Source organism: Pseudomonas monsensis (assembly GCF_014268495.2).
GTDB lineage: Bacteria > Pseudomonadota > Gammaproteobacteria > Pseudomonadales > Pseudomonadaceae > Aquipseudomonas > Aquipseudomonas monsensis.
This window is the reverse complement of the sequence record NZ_CP077087.1, coordinates 6,287,831-6,309,049: the sequence shown is the minus strand read 5'-3', so window position 1 is coordinate 6,309,049 and position 21,219 is coordinate 6,287,831. Positions and strand designations below refer to the sequence as shown.

General features: G+C 60.5%; 17 protein-coding genes. 12 read left to right on the top strand and 5 right to left on the bottom strand.

Features of this window, described 5'->3' with window-relative positions:
- Positions 1-27: 27 nt before the first annotated feature.
- Entirely contained in the window at positions 28-1,170 is a 1,143-nt protein-coding gene (locus tag HV782_RS27945) for a DegT/DnrJ/EryC1/StrS family aminotransferase (RefSeq protein WP_186744093.1), read from the bottom strand.
- A gap of 155 nt (positions 1,171-1,325) precedes the next feature.
- Here HV782_RS27945 and gcvP point away from each other — a divergent pair, with 155 nt between their 5' ends.
- The gene (gcvP, locus tag HV782_RS27940) at positions 1,326-4,199 is read left to right on the top strand and encodes an aminomethyl-transferring glycine dehydrogenase (protein WP_186744095.1); all 2,874 of its coding nucleotides are present in this window, start codon (positions 1,326-1,328) and stop codon (positions 4,197-4,199) included.
- Between the two features lie 117 nt (positions 4,200-4,316).
- Here gcvP and HV782_RS27935 read toward each other — a convergent pair whose 3' ends face one another.
- From HV782_RS27935 to HV782_RS27925, 3 genes are all read right to left on the bottom strand, one after another.
- Positions 4,317-4,637 carry a DUF2388 domain-containing protein gene (locus HV782_RS27935; protein WP_171057234.1) on the bottom strand — a complete coding sequence of 107 codons (321 nt, stop codon included), beginning with the start codon at positions 4,635-4,637 and terminating at the stop codon, positions 4,317-4,319.
- Positions 4,638-4,702: 65 nt separating this feature from the next.
- Positions 4,703-6,487 carry a type IV pilus assembly ATPase TfpB gene (tfpB, locus tag HV782_RS27930; RefSeq protein ID WP_128615867.1) on the bottom strand — a complete coding sequence of 595 codons (1,785 nt, stop codon included), beginning with the start codon at positions 6,485-6,487 and terminating at the stop codon, positions 4,703-4,705.
- Positions 6,488-6,577: 90 nt separating this feature from the next.
- Entirely contained in the window at positions 6,578-6,916 is a 339-nt protein-coding gene (locus tag HV782_RS27925; RefSeq protein ID WP_123469689.1) for an ACT-like domain-containing protein, read from the bottom strand.
- Between the two features lie 126 nt (positions 6,917-7,042).
- Between HV782_RS27925 and HV782_RS27920 the strand changes: the two genes are divergently transcribed.
- Positions 7,043-7,507 carry an Lrp/AsnC family transcriptional regulator gene (locus tag HV782_RS27920; protein ID WP_186744098.1) on the top strand — a complete coding sequence of 155 codons (465 nt, stop codon included), beginning with the start codon at positions 7,043-7,045 and terminating at the stop codon, positions 7,505-7,507.
- A 123-nt stretch (positions 7,508-7,630) separates the two neighbouring features.
- On the opposite strand, the gene HV782_RS27915 is transcribed toward HV782_RS27920, so the two are convergent.
- A complete protein-coding gene (locus HV782_RS27915; protein WP_186744100.1) occupies positions 7,631-9,001 on the bottom strand; it encodes a CYTH domain-containing protein in 1,371 nt (456 codons plus the stop codon).
- A 156-nt stretch (positions 9,002-9,157) separates the two neighbouring features.
- Between HV782_RS27915 and argE the strand changes: the two genes are divergently transcribed.
- The 10 genes from argE to ssuB all read left to right on the top strand — a co-directional run bounded on the left by argE (position 9,158) and on the right by ssuB (position 21,183).
- On the top strand, positions 9,158-10,321 hold the full coding sequence (gene argE / locus HV782_RS27910) for an acetylornithine deacetylase (protein ID WP_123469686.1): 1,164 nt from the start codon (positions 9,158-9,160) through the stop codon (positions 10,319-10,321).
- Positions 10,322-10,591: 270 nt separating this feature from the next.
- Complete coding sequence (gene argA / locus HV782_RS27905) at positions 10,592-11,890, top strand: amino-acid N-acetyltransferase (RefSeq protein WP_123469685.1); 1,299 nt, start codon at positions 10,592-10,594, stop codon at positions 11,888-11,890.
- Between the two features lie 608 nt (positions 11,891-12,498).
- Complete coding sequence (locus HV782_RS27900; protein ID WP_123469682.1) at positions 12,499-13,827, top strand: OprD family porin; 1,329 nt, start codon at positions 12,499-12,501, stop codon at positions 13,825-13,827.
- A 417-nt stretch (positions 13,828-14,244) separates the two neighbouring features.
- Positions 14,245-15,591, top strand: a complete 1,347-nt coding sequence (locus HV782_RS27895) for an OprD family porin (protein ID WP_123469680.1) — start codon at positions 14,245-14,247, stop codon at positions 15,589-15,591.
- A gap of 295 nt (positions 15,592-15,886) precedes the next feature.
- A complete protein-coding gene (locus tag HV782_RS27890) occupies positions 15,887-16,525 on the top strand; it encodes a peroxiredoxin (protein WP_123469679.1) in 639 nt (212 codons plus the stop codon).
- Between the two features lie 239 nt (positions 16,526-16,764).
- The gene (gene ssuE, locus HV782_RS27885) at positions 16,765-17,358 is read left to right on the top strand and encodes an NADPH-dependent FMN reductase (protein ID WP_123469677.1); all 594 of its coding nucleotides are present in this window, start codon (positions 16,765-16,767) and stop codon (positions 17,356-17,358) included.
- Between the two features lie 91 nt (positions 17,359-17,449).
- Positions 17,450-18,415, top strand: a complete 966-nt coding sequence (locus tag HV782_RS27880; RefSeq protein ID WP_007913834.1) for a sulfonate ABC transporter substrate-binding protein — start codon at positions 17,450-17,452, stop codon at positions 18,413-18,415.
- A gap of 25 nt (positions 18,416-18,440) precedes the next feature.
- The gene (gene ssuD, locus HV782_RS27875) at positions 18,441-19,589 is read left to right on the top strand and encodes an FMNH2-dependent alkanesulfonate monooxygenase (protein ID WP_123469676.1); all 1,149 of its coding nucleotides are present in this window, start codon (positions 18,441-18,443) and stop codon (positions 19,587-19,589) included.
- Positions 19,590-19,597: 8 nt separating this feature from the next.
- Positions 19,598-20,380, top strand: coding sequence for an aliphatic sulfonate ABC transporter permease SsuC (gene ssuC / locus HV782_RS27870; RefSeq protein WP_003229260.1), 783 nt, complete (start codon positions 19,598-19,600; stop codon positions 20,378-20,380).
- Positions 20,377-21,183: an aliphatic sulfonates ABC transporter ATP-binding protein gene (gene ssuB / locus HV782_RS27865; RefSeq protein WP_128615875.1), complete on the top strand. Its 807-nt coding sequence runs from the start codon at positions 20,377-20,379 to the stop codon at positions 21,181-21,183. The genes ssuC and ssuB overlap by 4 nt, the downstream gene beginning before the upstream one ends.
- Positions 21,184-21,219 lie beyond the last annotated feature (36 nt).

Here is a 21,219-nt window from a genome sequence, read left to right as displayed (position 1 = left end):
TTCTCGGGGCTTTTTTGTGGGCGTCAATCAGGCGTCGCGCAATACCGCTTTCACCGCCGCCACCGAACGCTCGACATCGTCCTTGGTCATGGTGGTGAACATCGGCAACGACACGATCAGCCGTCCGACCCGCTCCGCCACCGGCAACATGCCTTCCTTGAAGCCGCGCTCGCGGTACAGGCTCAGCAAGTGAATCGGCGGGTAGTGATAACCGATGCCGATGCCGCGTGCCTGCATCTGCTCCATGAATGTCGCTCGCGCCGGCAAGCCATCCTTGCGTTCCGGCAGGACCAGTTGGAACAGGTGCCAGTTGCTGTGGGTGAAGTCCGCAGGCGGCAGTTGCGCGCCATAGGTCGCTTCAAAGTCATCGCCAAAACATTTGAAGTAGTGTCGGGCCAGTTCCTGACGATGGGCGGTCAGCGCCTCGATATGCGCGAACTGACCCAGGCCAATGGTGGCGGCGACATCGGTCATGTTGAACTTGCCACCGAGCACGTCGACGTCCAGACCATCGAAGCCGTTGCGCGTCACGCCCTGCAAACGGTACTTCTCCGCCAGCCGCGCTTCTTCCGGGGTGTTCAGCACCAGGCAGCCACCCTCGGAGCAGGTAACGTTCTTGTTGGCCTGGAAACTGAACGACACGAAATCGCCGGTGGCGCCGATGCGCTGGCCGTTCCAGCTCGAACCCAACGCTTGGGCGGCGTCTTCAACAATGCGCAGATTGTGTTTGCGGGCGATGGCGTACAAGCGCTGCATGTCCACCGGCAGACCGGCGAGGTACACCGGAATCAGCGCTTTGGTGCGCGGGGTGATCGCCGCTTCCAGTTGGTCCAGATCAATGTTGCGGGTCACCGGGTCGATGTCGGCAAACACCGGGGTGGCGCCCACTTCGAGGATCACGTTGGCGGTGGCGACCCAGGAAATCGGGGTGGTGATCACTTCGTCACCCGGGCCGATGCCGGCGATGCGCAGGGCGATTTCCATGGTGCAGGTGCCGGAGTTGAACGTGCGCACCGGGCGCCCGCCGAAGTATTCCGACAGCTGTGCTTCGAAGGCCTGGACCTTCGGCCCGCTGGTGATCCAGCCGGAGCGCAGCACATCGCCGACGGCGGCAATCGTGGCTTCATCAATGACGGGTTTGGAAAACGGCAGGAACGGCAGTTGGCTCATGGGGACTGGATCATCCGAAAGTTGGACGCCTGATGCAGGCGCTACAGCATGCCCCGGAACCCCTCTGCCGCCAAGCCGTGCGCGTCGGTATCGGCTGCTATGCTGGTTTGACCGTGTTGCATTGACGCCGAGCGCCAGCCAAGAGAGAGCCCGTCATGTCCCAGTTGCCATCCTTGAGCCAGTTACGCGACCCCGAAGCCTTCCTGCGCCGCCATTTGGGGCCCGACGCTGCCGAACAGCAGGCGATGCTCGATAGCCTTGGCCTCGGCAGCCGGGCCGAACTGATCGAGCAGACGGTGCCGCCGGGCATTCGTCTGAATCGGGCGCTGGATTTGCCGCCGGCCCTCGACGAACAGGCGGCGCTCGCCAAGTTGCGCGGTTATGCCGAGCAGAACCAGGTGTGGACCAGCCTGATCGGCATGGGTTACCACGGCACGCTGACGCCGACGGTCATTCTGCGCAACGTGCTGGAAAATCCCGGCTGGTGCACCGCGTACACCCCGTATCAACCGGAGATCGCCCAAGGCCGTCTCGAAGCGTTGCTGAATTTCCAGCAACTGACCATCGACCTCACCGGCCTTGAACTGGCCAACGCTTCGTTACTCGACGAAGCCACCGCCGCTGCGGAAGCCATGGCTTTGGCCAAACGCGTGGCGAAGTCGAAGAGCAATCTGTTTTTTGTCGACGAGAACTGTCATCCGCAGACGATTTCCGTGGTGCAGACCCGCGCCGAAGGTTTCGGCTTCGAGCTGATCATCGACGCTGTGGATAACTTGAAGCAGCACCAGGTGTTCGGTGCGTTGCTGCAGTATCCCGACACCCATGGCGAGATTCGCGATCTGCGCCCGGTCATTGATCAGTTGCACGCGCAGCAGGCGCTGGCCTGCGTTGCAACGGACCTGTTGAGCCTGTTGTTGCTGACGCCGCCGGGTGAGCTGGGCGCGGATGTGGTGTTCGGCTCGTCCCAGCGCTTTGGCGTGCCCATGGGATACGGTGGCCCGCACGCGGCGTTTTTCGCCAGCCGCGATGAATACAAACGGGCGATTCCGGGGCGGATCATCGGCGTGTCGAAAGACGCTCGAGGCAATGTGGCGTTGCGCATGGCCCTGCAAACCCGTGAGCAACACATTCGTCGCGAGAAGGCCAACTCGAACATCTGCACCGCGCAGGTACTGCTGGCCAACATCGCCGGTTGCTACGCGGTGTATCACGGGCCGCAAGGCTTGAAACGCATCGCCCAGCGCGTGCATCGGCTGACCTGCATTCTGGCGGCGGGCCTTGAGCGCCACGGGATGCAACGGGTCAACGGGCAGTTTTTCGACACCCTGACCCTCGACGTCGGCGGCGCGCAGAGCGCGATCATCGACAGCGCCAGGGCAGCGCAGATCAACCTGCGGATTCTCGGGCGCGGTCGAGTGGGGCTGAGCCTCGATGAAACCAGCGATGAAAGCACAGTGGCCAGGCTGTTCGATGTACTGCTGGGTGCTGATCATGGGCTGAACGTCGAGCAACTGGACGCAGAAACCCTGGTGTCTGGCATCCCCGACACCCTCCAGCGCAAGACGCCTTACCTGCGCCATCCGGTGTTCAATGCTCATCACAGCGAAACCGAGATGCTGCGCTACCTCAAACAACTGGAGAACAAGGATCTGGCGCTCAACCAGTCGATGATCCCGCTGGGCTCCTGCACCATGAAACTCAACGCCACCAGCGAGATGATCCCGATCACCTGGCCGCAATTTGCCAACCTGCACCCGTTCGCGCCGCGGGAGCAGGCGGTCGGTTACACCTTGATGATCGAAGAACTGGAGCGCTGGCTGTGCGCGATCACCGGGTTCGAGGCGATCTGCATGCAGCCCAACTCCGGGGCTCAGGGCGAGTACGCCGGGCTGCTGGCGATTCGCAAATATCACGAGAGCCGGCAGCAGGGCGCGCGGGATGTCTGCCTGATTCCGTCGTCGGCTCACGGCACCAATCCGGCTTCGGCGCAGATGGCCGGGATGCGCGTGGTGATCGTCGAGTGCGACGAGGCGGGCAACGTCGATCTCGAGGATTTGAAGGCGAAAGCGGCGGAGGCCGGGGACAAGTTGTCGTGCCTGATGGCGACCTATCCATCGACCCACGGAGTGTACGAAGAGGGCATCAGCGAGATCTGTGAAGTTATCCACAGGCACGGCGGCCAGGTGTACATGGACGGGGCCAACCTCAATGCACAGGTCGGGCTGACGCGACCGGCGGACATCGGCGCCGATGTGTCGCACATGAACCTGCACAAGACATTCTGCATTCCTCACGGTGGCGGTGGACCGGGCATGGGACCGATCGGCATCCGTGCGCATCTGGCACCGTTCGTCGCCAATCACCCGGTGGTGCCCATCGACGGGCCGCTGGCGCAGAACGGCGCGGTCAGCGCAGCACCGTGGGGCAGTGCGAGCATTCTGCCGATCAGCTGGATGTACATCGCGATGATGGGGCCGCAATTGGCGGATGCCAGCGAAGTGGCGATTCTGGCGGCGAACTACCTGGCGCAACATTTATCTGGCGCCTTCCCGGTGCTCTACACCGGGCGCAACGGCCGCGTGGCCCATGAATGCATTCTCGATTTGCGGCCGTTGAAGGCGCAGACCGGGATCAGCGAAGAAGACGTTGCCAAGCGCTTGATGGACTACGGCTTCCACGCGCCAACCATGTCGTTTCCGGTGCCGGGGACGTTGATGGTCGAGCCGACCGAGAGCGAATCGAAAGCGGAGCTGGACCGCTTTATCGGCGCGATGCTGAGTATTCGCGCGGAAATCACCGAAGTGCAGAACGGCAACTGGCCGGCGGAAGACAACCCGCTCAAGCGCGCACCGCATACCCTGGCGGATGTCACCGGGGTGTGGGAGCGGCCTTACAGCCTCGAACAGGGCATCACCCCCGATGCGCACACCAAGGCGCATAAATACTGGCCGGCGGTGAACCGGGTGGACAACGTTTATGGCGATCGCAATCTGTTTTGCGCCTGTGTTCCGGTGGACGATTACCGCTGATCTCCCTGTGCCCCCCGCTTCATTGCAGGCTCACTCCTGCAGAGCTTGTGTGGTGAACAGGGAATTACAGGCAAAAAAATGCCGCTCAATCGAGCGGCATTTCTATCGGCGCCAGGCTTACTCGGACGCCACCGCATTCTTCGCCAGAATCGCGTTCGCCAGTTCCATGTCCGTGGCCTGCAGGCCCGGGTTGTCGGCGCGGACTTTCTGCATCGCGGCTTCCAGGTACGGCCCGCGGATACCGCCATCGCTGGCGACGAAACTGCCGGCATCGTCCTGCGCGGCGATGATCAGCTTGTGATCCTTGAAGGTCAGGTAGGTCGAGCCGGTGGTGGCACCGGACGAGATGACGTTACGCCAAAAGCTGTCCGCCATGGCCGAACCAACGGGAAGGGACAGCAAGGCCAGCGTGGCAACAGCAAGTTTGAGACGCATGATTAGGTGACTCCTGGGGGTTAACTACGGCGTTGGATCGTTGTTCCCCGATCCGGTTCCGTGGCGGGTTATTTCTGCTCGCTCTGGGGGGTCACCCGCAGCACTTCCTCGATGGTCGTCAGGCCGGCCGCGACTTTCTGCGCGCCGGACAACCGCAAGCTGCGCATGCCTTCCTTGAAGGCCTGGCGACGAATCGCGGTGAGGTCGGTGTCCGGGGTGATGAAGGCTTTGAGGCTGTCGCTCAATTGCATGATCTCGTAGACCCCGGCGCGGCCGTGATAACCGGTGTCGCGGCATTCCAGGCAACCGATGGCGCACTGCGCATTAGCCGGCAGCGGCGCTTGCCAGGGCCGAGTCAGGGTTTGCCAGTCTTCCTCGGCGAGTGTCAGTGGCGCCTTGCAGTGTGGGCACAAGGTGCGCACCAGACGCTGCGCCATGACCCCGAGCACCGTGGCTTTGATCAGGTAGTGCGGCACGCCGAGCTCAAGCAATCGACTGATGGCGCTGGGCGCGTCGTTGGTGTGCAGGGTCGACAGCACCAGATGCCCGGTCAGTGCGGCCTGAATGGCCATTTCGGCGGTTTCCAGATCGCGGATCTCGCCAATCATGATGATGTCCGGGTCCTGCCGCATCAGCGCACGCACCCCGGCGGCGAAGCTCAGGTCGATGTTGTGCTGCACCTGCATCTGGTTGAACGCCGGCTCGACCATCTCGATCGGGTCTTCGATGGTGCACAGGTTGACCTCCGGCGTCGCCAGTTTTTTCAGGGTGGTGTAGAGCGTGGTGGTCTTGCCCGAACCGGTCGGTCCGGTGACCAGAATGATGCCGTTGGGCTGGCGGGTCATGTCTTGCCAGCGGCGCAGGTCGTCGGCGGAAAAGCCAAGCTGATCAAAGTCCTTGAGCAGCACCTCCGGGTCAAAAATACGCATGACCATTTTTTCGCCGAACGCGGTGGGCAGGGTCGACAGGCGCAGCTCGACCTCGCCGCCGTCCGGGGTCTTGGTCTTGACCCGGCCGTCCTGGGGTTTGCGCTTCTCGGCGACGTTCATCCGCCCGAGGCTTTTCAGGCGGCTGACGATGGCCATGGTCACCTGCGGCGGGAATTGATAGACGTTGTGCAGGACACCGTCGATGCGAAAACGCACCGTGCCCTGTTCGCGGCGCGGTTCGATGTGGATATCGCTGGCGCGCTGCTGGAAGGCGTACTGGAACAGCCAGTCGACGATATTGACGATGTGCGCATCGTTGGCGTCCGGCTCCTGATCGCTGGCGCCGAGGTTGAGCAGTTGTTCGAAGTTGCCGAGGTTGCCGCCTTGCTGATCGGCATTGCTGGCACCGCTGACCGATTTGGCCAGGCGGAAAAACTCGACGCTGAAGCGCTGGATGTCCGCCGGGTTGGCCACCACCCGTTTGATCGGCAGCTTCAGAACGTGAGTCAGGTCAGCTTCCCAGCCATTCACGTAGGGCTGGGCGCTGGCCACGGTCACCGAATCGCGATCGACCGCCACGGCGAGGATCCTGTGCCGCTGGGCGAACGCGTAGGACATCAGCGGGGTGATGGCGGCGACGTTGATTTTCAGCGGATCAATGCGCAAGTACGGCTGGCCGGCCTGTTGCGCCAGCCACAGGGTCAGGCTTTCCAGGTCCAGGTGTTTGCCCGGACGGCTGAGGTCGTCCAGTTGCTGGCTGGCAATGAACTCCAGTGGATGCATCTGACCCTGAGCGGCGTGGCGACGGCGCGCGTTCAGCGCCTGCTCCGCCGAGTCCTGGCTGATAAACCCTTGGGCGACCAGTTCACGCAAGACATCGTTGAGTTCCAGCCAGCGGTCCTGAGTGGCGAGTTGAACGGACATGCGGGCTCCTTTTGAACGTCAGTTCGCAAAGGATAGCCGTGGCCCCGCAGACCGTTGGGCCACTACCTGACCAAGCCGTTGCCGGATTTGTCAGCCAGCCGCCTGTGCGGGCGCATCCCACGCCCCGTCGGTGTTTTGCAGATTCACCGAGTACACGCTGATCAGGTTACGAAGTTTTTCCCCGATCACCTGGGCGCGATGCCAGCTCAGGCCACCCATGACGATGTCGATCGACAGCAGATCGTCGAGCCGCTGCACGTTGACCTGTTCGGGCGTTAGAAACTGCAGCGCGAACAGGTTCAGCACACGCACCAACAGATCCGGCTCGGCTTCGGCAAGCAGTTGGTAGTGCGCCAGGCAGTGGGCGTTGTTGACATGCCAGACGTCGGCACGGGTGGGGAGGCTGTTGACGGCTTCGAGGTGCGGCATGGCGGGGCTCCAGAATCAGTGGAGGAATTTTTACATTCGGCGCCGGGCATTTCTTGGCTAAGATCGGTGTTATTGATGATTGATCGACCTGATCAATTCGCAAAATCTTATATCTGAGGTTTTTCTATGCGCAGCGAGCTGGACGCCTACGACCGCAAGATACTCGCGTTGCTGCAAGAGGACGCTTCGCTGTCCAGCGCGCAGATCGCCGAGCAGGTGGGGCTGTCGCAGTCGCCATGCTGGCGAAGGATCCAACGGATGAAGGAGGAGGGGATCATTCGTGGCCAGGTGACCTTGCTCGACCGCAAGAAGATCGGGCTGAACACGCAGATTTTCGCCGAGATCAAACTCAACGCACATGGGCGTTCCAACTTCACCGAGTTTACCGAGGCGATTCGCGGTTTTCCGGAAGTGCTGGAGTGTTATGTGCTGATGGGCGCGGTGGACTTTCTGTTGCGCATTGTTGCGGCGGATATCGAAGCGTATGAGCGATTCTTTTTCGAGAAGCTGTCGCTGGTGCCGGGGATTCAGGAAGTGAACTCGATTGTGGCGTTGTCGGAGATCAAGTCCACGACCAGCTTGCCGGTTTGAGATTGAGCGGTTGTTTGGCTGGCCTCATCGCTGGCAAGCCAGCTCCCACAAGGTTCAGTGTTGGAATGCAGATAGCGTTTCAACACAAGACCTGTTGGAGCTGGCTTGCCAGCGATGGCGGACTTACATGCGCAGCAGCATTTTCCAGGCACGATTCTGGTAAACCGCAATCGCCTGCTGCTTGCGCGCATCGAGCAGTTCGTCAGTGATCGTCGGCTCGTTGGCCAGTTGCGCCAGTTTGTTCAACTCGCCGTACAGGCGATCCATTTCCGGGATCTCCAGCACGTTACGCGCGTGGTGCAGCCAGACCTGGATGCGCTCGATGCGCGGCAGTTGCTCGGCCAGATCTTCCGGCTGTTGCTGATAGCGCTGCAGTTGCAGGGCCGTGGCTTCTTCGCCCAACAGGCGCGGCAGCCAGCTGTGCAACTGAGCGCCACCCTGACGGTTGCCACGAACGTTGCGCTCGGCGGTCCAGGTGCGGGCCAGCAGCCAGCGCGAGGTGGTCAGCGAGAACAGGCCCCAGCGTGGGTCTTCCAGCTCTTCGAGGAATTGTTCCGGCGCCGCTTTGCGCACGTCTTCGTCTTCGATACCGACCTGAACCAGCGGGCGCCAGTCTTCGAGCAACGCATCCAGCGCCACGCGCAGGTCGTGCGTCGACGGTCGCGGCGCAGCCTGGCCGAGGCTGCTCAGCAGGGCACGCATTTCCGCGAGGTTTTCGACCCAGTCCTGCAGCAGGCGCCAGTGGCCGTTGAAGCGATACTGTTCAGCCAGACGCTGACTGCTGCCAAGCAGATGCCAGCAAAGTGCGGCGAAGGCATCGTCGAGTTGGGTTTCCGGGGTCAGTTGCGGCGCCGGCAGGCTCAGCGAGTAGCTGTTGGCGTCGTACAGGCGGTAGCCGCGTTCGGCCTTGCTGATGTCGCACGGCATCAGGGCCAGGGTTTCGGCCAGTTCGGCGGCCAGTTCCAGCAGCGCGGCAGGCTTGCCTTCGCGCAGTTCCAGTTCCAGCTCGCAGATTTCTTCTTTCTGTTTGCCGACCACCACATGACCGAGGTCCAGCGCGGCTTCGATGACCACTTTGGCCTTGCCGCGGCCCCAGGCGATTTCCGCGCGCTCGCGGACGAAATCGGTGGTGAAGATCGGTTTCAGGGTTTTCTTGTCCAGCTCGGCCAGCGACTCGGGCCAGCATTCGCCGTCGAGTTTTTTCACATCGAGCTTGGCTTTGGGCAACTTCCAGTCGTACTCGTTACGCTCGGACAGACCGGCGATGCTCTGGCCGCGCGTCTTGAGGGTCTGAATCACTTCGTCACCGTCCTTGCGCAGGCGCAGGGCGACTTTGGCCTGGGCCAGGTCGCGCTCGGGGGTGTCGAAGTACTGGTTCATCAACTCACGGCGTTCCCAGCCATTTTTGTTGCGTTTTTTCAGTAGCGGGTGCTCGCGCAGGGCGGCGAGGGTTTCGCGGCTGACGCGGAGTTTGATTTCGGTTTCTTTCTGCATGGCCGGAAAATCCAGGATCGGGAGCGCAGCCGGGGGAATGTGTGGCTGCCAAGGTCGTGCAGTGTACAGGACTCAAACTTCCTACGCCCTGCGGCGGTTTATTCCTGGCGCCGGATGGCTCTATGATGGACTTCAATTCGGGAGTTGGAGTCAGCGATGCCTTTGCCGTCCATGAAAGACCAGTTCGCCGCGCTGATTGCCGCGCCGTCGGTCAGCTGTACCCAACCGAACCTGGACCAGTCCAACCGGGCGGTGATCGACTTGCTCGCCGGATGGCTGGGCGAGCTGGGGTTCAGTTGCGATATCCAGCAGGTCAGCCCCGGAAAATTCAATCTGCTCGCCAGTTTCGGCAGCGGCCCGGGCGGACTGGTGCTGGCCGGGCACAGCGACACGGTGCCGTATGACGATGCGCTGTGGCAGACCGATCCGTTGAAACTCACCGAAGTCGATGGCCGCTGGGTCGGGCTGGGCAGCTGCGACATGAAGGGCTTCTTCGCCCTGATCATCGAAGCCGTGCAGCCGTTGCTCGACCAGCCGTTCCGGCAACCGCTGCTGATTCTCGCCACTTGCGATGAAGAAAGCTCGATGTCCGGCGCCCGTGCGCTGGCCGAGGCCGGGCATCCCATCGGGCGCGCGGCGGTGATCGGCGAGCCGACCGGGCTCAAGCCGATCCGCATGCACAAGGGCATCATGATGGAGCGCATCGACATCCTCGGGCAGAGCGGCCATTCGTCGGATCCGCGCCTGGGGCACAGCGCCCTTGAGGCTATGCACGATGCCATCGGCGAACTGCGTGGCCTGCGTCTGTTGTGGCAGCGTGAATTCAACAACCCGCAGTTCAGCGTGCCGCAACCGACGCTGAACTTTGGCTGTATTCATGGCGGCGACAACCCGAATCGCATCTGCGGCCAGTGTTCGCTGGAGTTCGACCTGCGCCCGCTGCCGGGCATGGACCCGAAAGTCCTGCGTGCGGAGATTCTGCGCAAGCTCAATCCGGTGGCCGAACGGCATCAGGTGAAGATCGACTACAAGCCGTTGTTCCCGGAAGTGCCTTCATTCGAGCAGGCTGCAGACGCCGAACTGGTGCGCATCGCGGAAAAGCTTACCGGTCACAGTGCCGAAGCAGTAGCGTTCGGCACCGAAGCGCCTTATCTTCAGCGCCTTGGTTGCGAAACCATCGTGCTCGGCCCCGGCGACATCGCCTGTGCGCACCAGCCCGGCGAATACCTTGAAATGTCACGTTTGCAGCCTACCGTGCATCTACTGCGGCAGTTGATTGAACATTACTGCCTGACAACGGGTACAGCTTCGCAGGAATGAAAGTGAACACTTGTAGGAGTGAGCCTGCTCGCGACAGCGGTGAGTCAGTCACCGAAGATATTGACTGAAACTCCGCTATCGCGAGCAGGCTCACTCCTACAAGGGATTGTGTTTTGCCTGATCAAACGCTGTAAATTGCCTGCACCCCAACCCGTATTCATGAGGAGAGCGCGCGTGTCGCCAAGCCTGTTCCGACGATAACCATCAGCCCGCTGTGCGTTTTCCGTTTCGCCCCTATTTCCGGCTGCTATTTATTACAGGCCCAGGTTCATGCCCGAATACGTCAATTGGCTTCGCCACGCGTCTCCTTATATCAATGCCCACCGCGATTGCACTTTCGTCGTCATGCTGCCCGGCGACGGCGTGGAGCATCCGAATTTCGGCAACATCGTCCACGATATTGTCCTGCTGCACAGCCTTGGTGTGCGTCTGGTGCTTGTGCACGGTTCGCGCCCGCAGATTGAAACCCGCCTCGCCGCCCGTGGCCTGACCCCGCATTACCATCACGGCATGCGCATCACCGATGCGGCGACCCTGGAGTGCGTGATCGACGCGGTCGGCCAGTTGCGCATCGCCATCGAAGCGCGCTTGTCGATGGACATGGCTTCTTCGCCAATGCAGGGCTCGCGCTTGCGCGTGGCCAGCGGCAACCTCGTGACCGCGCGGCCGATCGGCGTGCTCGAAGGTGTCGATTATCACCACACCGGTGAAGTGCGCCGGGTCGACCGCAAAGGCATCAACCGCCTGCTCGACGAGCGCTCGATCGTGCTGCTGTCGCCGCTGGGCTATTCGCCGACCGGCGAGATCTTCAACCTGGCCTGCGAAGACGTCGCCACCCGCGCCGCGATCGACCTGGGCGCTGACAAACTGCTGCTGTTCGGCGCCGACCTCGGTCTGATTGACGAGAACGGCAAACTGGTGCGCGAACTGCGCCCGCAACAGGTGCCGGCGCATCTGGCGCGGCTGGGCAACAACTATCAGGCCGAACTGCTGGATGCCGCCGCCGAGGCTTGCCGTGGCGGGGTGGCGCGCAGCCATATCGTCAGCTATGCCGAAGACGGCGCGCTGCTGACCGAGCTGTTCACCCGTGACGGTGGCGGCACGCTGGTCGCGCAAGAGCAATTCGAACTGGTGCGCGAGGCGGCGATTGAAGACGTAGGCGGCCTGCTCGACCTGATCAGTCCGCTGGAAGAGCAGGGGATTCTGGTGCGCCGTTCCCGTGAAGTGCTGGAGCGTGAGATCGAGCAGTTCAGCGTGGTCGAGCGTGAAGGCATGATCATCGCTTGTGCGGCGCTGTATCAGATCGCCGATTCGGATGCCGGCGAGCTGGCGTGCCTGGCGGTGAACCCGGAGTACCGCCATGGCGGTCGCGGTGACGAGTTGCTGGAGCGCATCGAAACCCGTGCCCGGGCGCAAGGCCTGAAAACCCTGTTCGTCCTCACCACCCGCACCGCGCACTGGTTCCGCGAGCGTGGTTTTGAGCCAAGCAGCGTTGAACGCCTGCCAGCGGCGCGGGCGTCGCTGTACAACTATCAGCGCAACTCGAAGATCTTCGAAAAGACCCTCTGATTCATCAGGAATGGCGAGTGGGGGAGCGCGCTACAGGCTCCCCACATCGCTGCACCTGTTGTGCGAATGGATGGGCTGTCGGCAATCGGCAGAATAACCCGCCAATCTGAAACGCTCCTTCTGATTCCCGTCACTGCAAACATTGTCTGAAAAGGCTGGGTTCATTCCGGCAATGACGGCGGCCTCGCTGTGCATGAAAAAAAACCCATCGACACACAAACTGTAACAATTGATCCGGATAGTGCGCTGGGTTGACGGTTGGAGTGATGGAATTGTTTCCGGATTGCTTCAGTGCAAATCACCATAAACAGAGCGGTTTAATACTCTTCAGGAATTGACCGGGGCGTTAGCGTGGGGAGCGCCAGAGCTTGTAAATACGGGGTTTAAATTCCTAAAGGGTATTAGAAAAGAAGGTATCCATTCTTTTCAGTGTCATGACGAATTCATGAACCTGCATGGACCAAAAAACCGGAGATTAGACTATGGTCGTAGACACATAAGGTTACGATTGACTTGTGGGTCACGCTCTGGCGCTAATCGCTTACCTTCGAGACCCGGGCATCGATTCGGGCCAGGTAACAATAATTAGAAACGAGAGGAGCTTAACAATGAATAAGTCCACCTTGGCCGTGGCTGTGGCCTTTGGGGTATTGGCGCAGCAGGCAGGTGCCGCGGGTTTCATCGAAGACAGCAAGGCTTCCCTTAGTTCCCGCACCATGTATTTCAACAACGACAACCGCGATGGCGGCGCAGATCAGCGAGAAGCCGCGCAGGGTTTCAAGTTTGATTACCTGTCCGGTTTCACTCAAGGTACGGTCGGTTTTGGCCTTGATGTGCAGGCGCTCAGCGGTATTCACCTGGATGGTGGTCGTGGGCACCACCCGGACAATAACTCGTTCAATCCAAGTGACTCCGACGGTTCGGCCACGCAGTCCTGGAGCCGCATAGCGGGTAACGTCAAGGCACGTCTGTCCAAGACCGAAGCGCACCTGGGTGGCGCGCTGCAACCGAGCTTGCCGATTCTGGTCGCGAACGATAGCCGCCTGCTGCCTCAAACCTTCGAGGGTGGCACGATCACCTCCAAGGAAATCGACAACGTCACCTTCAACGCCGGTCAGCTTGAGCATGCCGTGGGCCGTGCCTCGTCAAACAGTACCGGCCTGGCAGTGGCCGGCGGTACCCAAGACAGCAATCAGTTCCGTTATGCCGGTGCTGACTGGAAGGTCACCAAAGACCTGACGCTGCAGTACTACCACTCGAACCTGCAGGACTATTACAAGCAGAACTTCTTCGGCCTGGTGCACGTCTTTCCGATCGACACCAATCAGTCGTTCAAGACCGATATCCGCTATTTTGACAGCAGCTCCGATGGCAAGAACGGGGACGCAGGCTACCGGTTCAATAACAACGGTGGTTATGCCAAGACCCCGGGCGAGGTCGACAACAAGACCTGGAGCGCCATGTTCACGTATACCTTGGGTGGCAACGCCTTCTTGCTCGGCCATCAACGCGTCAACGATGACGGTGGTTTCGTCTACCTGAACCAGGGCAACGTGGTCGATGGCAACGGTCGCCCTGAAGGTGCCGGCGGCGCCAGTTTCTACCTGTTCACCGACTCCATGATTAACGGTTTCGTCCGAGCGGGTGAAAACACCACTTTCGGTCAGTACTCCTATGACTTCGCAGGTCTGGGTGTACCGGGTCTCAAAGCCTCGATCGCTTACCTGCATGGTGACAACATCAAGGCAACGAATGGCACCGGTAGCGATATGTCCGAGTGGGAACGCGACATGCGGATTGATTACACCGTTCAACAGGGCACGCTCAAAGGTTTTGGTGTGACCCTGCGTAACGGTGTTTATCGCGGCAGCCAAATCAATATTGCCGATCAGGACCAGACCCGTCTGATCTTCAACTACACCTACAGCTTCCTGTAACACGTCATTAAAAAAACCTTGCCGCTCGGCAAGGTTTTTTTTGCGCATTTTTTTATATTCCAAAATATAAGCTCTAGCGCATTTTTTATTCTTTTTATGTTCTCCGACGAATGCTTAAAGTAGACCCGTTCAGCGTTCAAAAGACGCTGCGGTGTTTTGGCATTTTCGTCCCTCGACAATTTGACGGGTTCAGGAATCGGTGTTGAAGCCGATACCTCCAGTCTGAGGTGCCTTCTATATGTCTTCGGGTTCTGAAAAAGAATGAAACAATTCTTTTGGGGACTATGCCGGGGTATCCTTTCGCGGCTTTGACTGGGGGTAAAGGGTCCGCCGCGATCAAGCGTTCAGGATTTCGGGCAATCGATCCGAAACCGACAGTAAAAAAAGCAAAAGAATTAGAAACGAGAGGAGCGATACATGAACAAGTCCACCTTGGCCCTGGCTGTGGCCGTAGGGGTTATGGCGCAGCAGGCAGGCGCCGCCGGTTTCATCGAAGACAGCAAAGCTACTTTGGGGCTGCGTAACTTCTACATCAACACTGATAACCGCGACTCCGGTGCTCACTCCACCCAGAGCAAAGCTGAAGAATGGGGCCAAGGCTTCGATCTGCGCTTCATCTCCGGTTATACCCAAGGCACTGTCGGCTTCGGTATCGACGCCATCGGCCTGTTGGGCGTACGTCTGGATTCGGGTGGCGGCACCAATGGGGCAACCAGCAGCACTTCGTACGGCGGCACGGTTTTCCCAAGTGAGTCCAATGGCAAAGCGGTTAACAACTTCTCCAGCCTGGGCCTGACTGCCAAAGCCAAGATCTCCCAGACTGAACTGAAGCTCGGCACCCTGCAGCCAAAGCTGCCAGTTATCGTGACCAACGATGGCCGTCTGCTGCCGCAAACCTTTCAAGGTGGCCAGATCACGTCCAACGAGATCAAAGACCTGACTCTGATTGGCGGTCAGATCGAAGCTGTGAAGGGGCGTAACTCCAGCAATAACGAGAACATGGCCATTGGCGGTGCAAGTGCTCGTACGGCTAACAGCAACAAGTTCATCTACGCCGGTGGTGATTACAAAATCACCAAAGACCTGACTGCCCAGTACTACTACGGCAATCTGGAAGACTTCTACAAACAGCACTTCCTGGGCCTGGTTCACAACTGGGCAATCGGCCCTGGCGTGTTGAAATCGGACTTCCGTTATTTCAACAGCTCCGATGACGGCTTGAACGGCCACGACTCGGCTTATTTCAGCAACGGTAATTACACCGGTTTCAATGCTGGCAAGGGCAAAGTCGACAACAACCTTTACAGCGGCTTGTTCCTGTATAGCGTTGAAGGTCATACCTTCGGCGGCGGCTACCAGGTCAGCAACGGCAGCAGTGACTTCCCTTGGCTGAACCAGGGTGACGGCTCTTCGGCTTACATCACCACCGACATGCAGATCGCCAAGTTTGCCCGTGCAGGCGAACGTACCTGGCAGGCTCGCTACTCCTATGATTTCGCCAAGGTTGGCGTGCCTGGCCTGACCGCCGGTGTTGTTTACCTGCGTGGCGACAATATCGACACCGTGGGTAAAAATGGTCTTGAAAACGGCCATGGCAACTCCGAGTGGGAACGTGACCTGACCATCGGTTACGTTGTGCCAGAAGGCCCGCTGAAAAACGTTGGCGTGATGTGGAAAAACGCTATGTGGCGCAACGACATCCCGGGTCAACGCGACCAGGATGAAAACCGCCTGATCGTCAGCTACTCGATCCCGCTGCTGTAATAGCGCGCTCCTGCACCTGATGTAAAAAAGCCCCGTCCGGCATCGCGCCGGACGGGGCTTTTGCGTTTTCGAGTCAGGCCCACCCCCGTAGGCCTTTCCCGAAATTTCCCTCTTTACAGCAACTCAAGGCCTTCTCGAACCTTGCGACCGATGTTCGTCGGGTTGCCGTCGAGCGTCCAGTGAACAGAAGTTTAATATTCACTAATGATCTAGATATCTAGTTATTTATTCTTTTTCATGATGTCGAATCCCGAGCTACAGTTGAGTTCTCCAACAACTCATCAGGAGCAGCATCATGAGCCTCAGACTCGGCGACATCGCCCCCGACTTCGAACAGGATTCCAGCGCCGGCAAGATTCGTTTCCACGAGTGGCTGGGCGATAGCTGGGGTGTGCTGTTCTCCCACCCGGCCGACTTCACCCCGGTGTGCACCACCGAACTGGGCTTCACCGCCAAGCTCAAGGATGAGTTCGCCCAGCGTGGCGTCAAAGCCATCGCGCTGTCGGTCGACCCGGTGGACTCGCACCACAAGTGGATCGAAGACATCAACGAAACCCAGAACACCATCGTCAACTTCCCGATCCTGGCTGATGCCGATCGCAAGGTGTCTGATCTTTACGACCTGATCCACCCGAACGCCAACGACACGCTGACCGTGCGTTCGCTGTTCGTGATCGATCCGAACAAGAAGATTCGCCTGACCATCACCTACCCGGCGAGCACCGGCCGCAACTTCCACGAGATCCTGCGGGTGATCGACTCGCTGCAGCTCACCGACAACTACAAGGTGGCCACCCCGGCCAACTGGCAGGACGGTGAAGAGGTAGTGATCGTGCCGTCGCTCAAGGATGAAGATGAAATCAAACGACGCTTTCCAAAAGGCTATCGCGCGGTGAAGCCGTACCTGCGCCTGACGCCGCAGCCGAACAAGTGAGTCAGTGAGATTTGCGGTGTGGCCATAGTCCAGTCACCACGAAACCACGATGCAGGGGATTCAGGCCGTTTCGACGGCCTTTTTTTTTTGCCTGGAAGAAGGCTGAATACATATCTCCAAAACGCATAACCAAATGAATAAATATGATTTATGGATATATAAATCAGCTGGTAAGGTCACTTCCATCGAAGCGAGATCGCAACCTGCGAATCGCCTGTAACGCTTAAGGAATAGTCTCAATGCTGGTCGTATCACTCGGTGGCAGTCCCAGCCTGCGCTCCCGTTCCGGAGTGTTGCTGGAACGCTCGCAACGCTGGTTGCAACAGCAAGGGGTGGAAGTGGTGAGTTATCAGGTGCGGGACTTCCCGGCCGAAGACTTGCTTCACGCCCGCTTCGACAGCCCGAAGGTGCTCGACCTGCTGCAACAGATCGAAAACGCCGACGGCCTGCTGATCGCCACACCGGTGTACAAGGCTTCGTTTTCCGGCGCGTTGAAGACGTTGCTGGATCTGCTCCCGGAGCGCGCCTTGAACCACAAGATTGTCTTGCCGATGGCCACTGGCGGCAGCATCGCTCACATGCTGGTGGTCGATTACGCGCTAAAACCGGTGCTGTCGGCGTTGAAAGCCCAGGAAATGCTGCAAGGCATTTTCGCCGAGGACAGCCAGATCGCCTACGGCGAAGGCAGTGCCGCCGCACAACTGGCACCAGCGCTGGAGCAGCGTCTGCACGAAGCGCTGGATCAGTTTGTCAGTGCCATGGCCCGCCGGCCGAAACCGCTGGAGCCGGGCTTGTTGAATGAACGTTTATTGAGTGCTCGCTGGAGCATTTAAGCCTCACCGGAACTTGATGTAACTCACCTTACTCAGCCGCTAACGGTTAAGCAGGTGCAGCCAAAACCCAACAGCAAAATAGGAGAGCGCTATGCGCACTGTATTTTTGCGTCGTGGTCTGGTCGCTCTGTTTGCTGCGGCTGTCACCTTCGGCGCCATCACTCAAGCTCAGGCCGAGACGCTGCGAATCGGTTATCAGAAGTACGGCACGCTGGTGCTGCTCAAGGCCAAAGGCACGCTGGAAAAACGTCTGGCCGCGCAAGGCGTGGACGTGCAATGGACCGAGTTCCCCGGTGGCCCGCAACTGCTTGAAGGCCTGAACGTCGGTTCGATCGACTTCGGCGTCACCGGCGAAACCCCACCGGTATTCGCCCAGGCCGCCGGCGCTGATCTGCTCTACGTCGCCTACGAACCGCCAGCGCCGAACAGCGAAGCGATCCTTGTGCCAAAAGACTCGCCGATCAAATCGGTGGCCGATCTCAAGGGCAAGAAAGTCGCCCTGAACAAAGGCTCCAACGTCCATTACCTGCTGGTGCGCGCGCTGGAAGACGCCGGCCTCAAATACTCCGATATTCAAACCGTATTCCTGCCGCCCGCCGATGCCCGCGCCGCGTTCGAGCGTGGCAGCGTCGATGCCTGGGTCATCTGGGATCCGTACCAGGCCGCTGCCGAGAAACAACTGCAAGCGCACACCCTGCGCGATGGCAAAGGCATCGTCGACAACCACCAGTTCTATCTCGCGACCAAGCCCTACGCACAGAAAAATCCTGAGGTGATCAAGACCCTCGTCGAAGAAGTGCGCGCCGTCGGCGAATGGTCGAAGGCCAATCCTGAAGACGTGACTCAACAAGTCGCGCCACTGCTTGGTCTGCCGGCGGACATCACCCTGACCTCGGTGAAACGCCAGGGTTACGGCGCACTATTCCTGACCCCGGAAGTGGTCGCTGCGCAACAGAAAATCGCTGACACGTTCTTCCAGCTCAAGCTGATTCCCAAGCCGCTGAGCATCAAGGATGTGATCTGGACACCACCGGCCGCTGTGGCCAAGGCGCAGTAATTCGAATCCCCAAGGAGACCACTCCATGAGCCTCAATATCTTCTGGTTCCTGCCTACCCACGGCGACGGCCATTACCTTGGCACCGCCGAAGGCGCCCGCGCCGTCGACCACGGTTATCTGCAACAGGTCGCGCAGGCGGCGGATCGTCTGGGCTTCGGCGGCGTGCTGATTCCCACCGGCCGTTCCTGCGAAGACTCGTGGCTGGTGGCAGCATCGCTGATACCGGTGACACAGCGCCTGAAGTTCCTCGTTGCCCTGCGCCCCGGGATCATTTCCCCGACGGTGGCAGCGCGCCAGGCCGCCACGCTGGATCGTCTGTCCGGCGGTCGTGCGCTGTTCAACCTGGTGACCGGCGGTGACCCGGAGGAGTTGGCCGGCGACGGTCTGTTTCTCGATCACGAGGCGCGCTATCAGGCCTCGGTGGAGTTCACCCGGATCTGGCGTCGGGTGCTGGAAGGCGAGACCGTCGATTACGACGGTGAACACATCAGCGTGAAGGGTGCCAAGCTGCTCTATCCGCCGATCCAGCAGCCGCGTCCGCCGCTGTACTTCGGTGGCTCGTCGGAAGCGGCGCAGGACCTGGCCGCCGAACAGGTCGAGATGGTCCTGACCTGGGGCGAGCCGCCAGCAGCCGTCGCCGAGAAGATTGCGCAGGTGCGCGCCAAAGCCGCCAAGCTCGGACGCACCGTGCGCTTCGGTATTCGTCTGCATGTGATCGTGCGGGAAACCAACGCTGAAGCGTGGCAAGCGGCGGATCGCCTGATCTCGCATCTGGACGACGATACCATCAAGCGCGCGCAGGCATCGCTGGCGCGCTTCGATTCGGTCGGTCAGCAACGCATGGCCGCGCTGCACGGCGGCAGCCGCGACAACCTCGAAGTCAGCCCGAACCTGTGGGCCGGCGTCGGTCTGGTGCGCGGCGGTGCCGGTACGGCGCTGGTCGGCGATGGCCCGACCGTGGCGGCGCGAGTGAAGGAATATGCGGATCTGGGTATCGACACCTTTATCTTCTCCGGTTATCCACACCTCGAAGAGTCGTACCGCGTCGCTGAACTGCTGTTCCCGCACCTCGACATCGAGCGTCCGGAACAGCCGAAAAGCGCCGGTTATGTCAGCCCGTTCGGCGAGATGGTCGCCAACGACATTCTTCCCAAAGCCGCGTCGCAGAGCTGAGGCGCGCCATGAAGAAAATTATCCACAGCCTCGCGCCTTGGGCGTTGCCGGTGTTGTTGCTGGCGGTGTGGCAGTTGTCGGTGTCGGCTGGTTGGTTGTCGACGCGGATCCTGCCGGCGCCGGTGGCGGTGATCGAAGCCGGCGTCAGTCTGGTGCGCAGCGGCGAGATCTGGACGCACCTGGCCATCAGCGGCTGGCGCGCTGCGCTGGGCTTCACCATCGGTGGCAGCATCGGCCTGGTGCTGGGCTTCATCACTGGCCTGTCGAAGTGGGGCGAGCGTCTGCTCGACAGCTCGGTGCAGATGATCCGCAACGTGCCGCACCTGGCGCTGATTCCGCTGGTGATTCTGTGGTTCGGGATTGACGAGTCGGCGAAGATTTTCCTGGTGGCATTGGGCACGTTGTTCCCGATCTACCTCAACACGTATCACGGCATCCGCAACGTCGACCCGGCGCTGGTGGAGATGGCGCGCAGCTATGGCTTGAGCGGTTTCAGCCTGTTCTGGCAGGTGATTCTGCCGGGTGCACTGCCTTCGATTCTGGTCGGCGTGCGCTTCGCGCTGGGCTTCATGTGGCTGACGCTGATCGTCGCGGAAACCATTTCCGCCAGCTCCGGCATCGGTTATCTGGCGATGAATGCCCGCGAGTTTTTGCAGACCGACGTGGTGGTGCTGGCGATCCTGCTTTACGCCGTGCTCGGCAAACTCGCCGACCTCGCCGCCCGTGGACTCGAACGTGTGTGGCTGCGCTGGCATCCGGCCTATCAGGTTGCCAAGGGAGGTGCGGCATGACGGCTCAACAACCTCCACGCCTGCTGCGCGGGATTCCGCTGGTGGTGCGCAACCTGCAGAAAACCTTCGGTGCGCGGCAGGTGCTGCGTGACATCGACCTGCACATTCCGGCGGGGCAATTCGTCGCCGTGGTCGGGCGCAGCGGTTGCGGCAAGAGCACCTTGCTGCGCTTGCTCGCCGGCCTCGACCAGCCGACTGGCGGCGACTTGCTGGCCGGCGCCGCACCGCTCAGCGATGCGCGGGATGACACGCGGCTGATGTTTCAGGAAGCGCGGCTGCTGCCGTGGAAAAAGATCATCGACAACGTCGGCCTCGGCCTCAAAGGCAACTGGCGCCCGCAGGCGCTGGCAGCGCTGGAGGCGGTCGGTCTGGCCGATCGCGCCAACGAGTGGCCGGCGGCCCTATCCGGCGGGCAGAAGCAGCGTGTTGCGCTGGCCCGGGCGTTGATCCACCAACCGCGCCTGCTGCTGCTCGACGAACCGCTCGGTGCGCTGGACGCCCTGACCCGGATCGAGATGCAGCAATTGATCGAGCGCTTGTGGCAGCAGCACGGCTTCACCGTATTGCTGGTGACCCACGACGTCAGCGAGGCGGTAGCGATTGCCGACCGGGTGATTCTGATCGAGGACGGCGAAGTCGGCCTCGACCTGCAAGTTGAATTGCCGCGTCCGCGAGTGCGCGGATCGCACCGGCTGGCGGCGCTGGAAACCGAAGTGCTCAACCGAGTTTTGTCCCTGCCTGGCGAGCCGCCAGAGCCGGAACCCGTTTCACCCCTGCCTACGCAATTGCGTTGGGCGCAATGAAGCAGCTTCAAGCGGCAAGCTACAAGCTGCAAGTAA